Source organism: Streptomyces sp. (genome assembly GCF_019510245.1).
Classification (GTDB): domain Bacteria; phylum Actinomycetota; class Actinomycetes; order Streptomycetales; family Streptomycetaceae; genus Streptomyces.
Map to the genome: position 1 here is coordinate 1 of NZ_JAEKKT010000524.1, position 1,530 is coordinate 1,530.

3 protein-coding genes are annotated in these 1,530 nt (G+C 71.0%); 1 reads left to right on the forward strand and 2 read right to left on the reverse strand.

All coding sequences use genetic code 11. From position 1 onward, the window contains the following. Window positions 1-179, reverse strand: a 179-nt coding sequence (locus JF597_RS55000; protein ID WP_294014742.1) for a PIG-L family deacetylase, incomplete at its 3' end; no start/stop codon positions are given. Between the two features lie 573 nt (window positions 180-752). Between JF597_RS55000 and JF597_RS55005 the strand changes: the two genes are divergently transcribed. Then, complete coding sequence (locus tag JF597_RS55005; protein WP_294014736.1) at window positions 753-1,250, forward strand: LURP-one-related family protein; 498 nt, start codon at window positions 753-755, stop codon at window positions 1,248-1,250. Window positions 1,251-1,271: 21 nt separating this feature from the next. Here the strand turns inward: JF597_RS55005 and JF597_RS55010 are convergent. After that, window positions 1,272-1,530: nitrilase-related carbon-nitrogen hydrolase (locus JF597_RS55010; protein WP_294014739.1), on the reverse strand; the 259-nt coding region annotated here is incomplete at its 5' end.

Sequence of the window (1,530 nt, forward strand, 5' to 3'; positions counted from 1 at the left end):
TGCCCGGGATCACCCGGCTTGACACCCCCCGGCCCGTCACCGCAAGCGCCGTCGGTACAGGTCACGAGAACCGTGCGGATGCCTTCCGCCGCGTACCGCGCGAGGACTCCGCCGGTTCCGGTGGCCTCGTCGTCGGGGTGGGCGTGTACTGCCATGAGCGTCAGGGGCCGGCCAGTCATGAAGAAGTCCTCCTGCGGAAATACATCTCGGTCCGAGTGTGCGGCGGGCGTACCGCGATTCCGGGGACCGCATCCCGCCGGTCCCTCGTCGATGCAACCGCGCCGACCGGACCGACTGTTCCCGGCGCGGCCGGCTCGCCCGTACGGGTCGAGGATCGTCGTGCGGATCAGCTCGTGGGCGTCCCGGTCGACGTCGTTGCCAGGGGGGACATGAACGCTCCCGCGACCGTGTCCTGGGACCGCAGCAGGTGGCCCCGCGGATCACCCCGTCGACCGAGGTCGCGGAGGCGGTGTCCCGCGGGCTCGTTTTCGCCGCCCATCGCGGTGGCGTGCGGCAGCGTGCGTGGAGCGGCCCGTTCCCGCCGTACGGACGAGCCGCCCGGCCCGCTGCCCGCGTGGGCGCGAGAACGGCCGGAGGAGCCGCTGACCCTCGCCGGCCCCTCGCGGGCGCCCCGCTGTGTCCCCCTGGGGACGCCAGGACACCTCCACACGCGCGTGCCGCCGCGAGAGGGGACTCAGCCCGTCGGCCTACCGGCGGCGTTGCGGAGCCGGCGCCGGGGAAGCGGTAAGGACATGAGATTCCTCGTACGCGACCGGCTCCTCGGCTTCGGTGACGACTACTGGATCGAGGACGACCAGGGCAACAAGGTCTTCCTCGTCGACGGCAAGGCGATGCGCCTCAGGGACACCTTCGAGCTGAAGGACACCAGCGGGCGGGTCCTGATCGACATCCGTCAGAAGATGCTCGCCCTGCGCGACACCATGCTGATCGAACGCGACGGCGAGCCGCTGGCGACGATCAAGCGGAAACGCCTGTCGCTGCTGCGCAACCACTACCGGGTGGCGCTCGCCGACGGCAGTACCGAACTCGACGTCAGCGGCAAGATCCTCGACCGGGAGTTCGCCGTCGAGTACGACGGTGAGCTGCTCGCCGTGGTCTCTCGCAGGTGGCTGCACGTGCGGGAGACCTACGGCGTCGACATCGTCCGGGACGACACGGACCCGGCGCTGCTCATCGCGGTGGCGGTGTGCGTGATCCACCTCGCCGAGAAGGAACGGGAGGACGACTGACCTGCCGAGGTCTCAGAGGTCTCAGAGCACCCGGTCCTTCAGGGCCGGGAACTGCTCCCTGGTCACGGACACCTTCCCGGGGTCGAACTCCACCGTGAGGATCTCCTCGGCGGCGCCCGCCTCCGCGAGGACCTCGCCCCACGGATCCACCACGATCGAGTGACCGGCCTGCGGAACTCGCGCGTGCGTCCCGGCCGTTCCACAAGCGAGCACGAACGCCTGGTTCTCGACCGCCCGCGCCCGGGCCAGCAGCGTCCAGTGCGCCCGGCGGCGCTCCGGC

What these genes read in the sequence shown, in the direction of transcription:
- JF597_RS55005 (WP_294014736.1), top strand. Translation starts at nt 753, where the DNA reads ATGAGATTCCTCGTACGCGACCGGCTCCTCGGCTTCGGTGACGACTAC.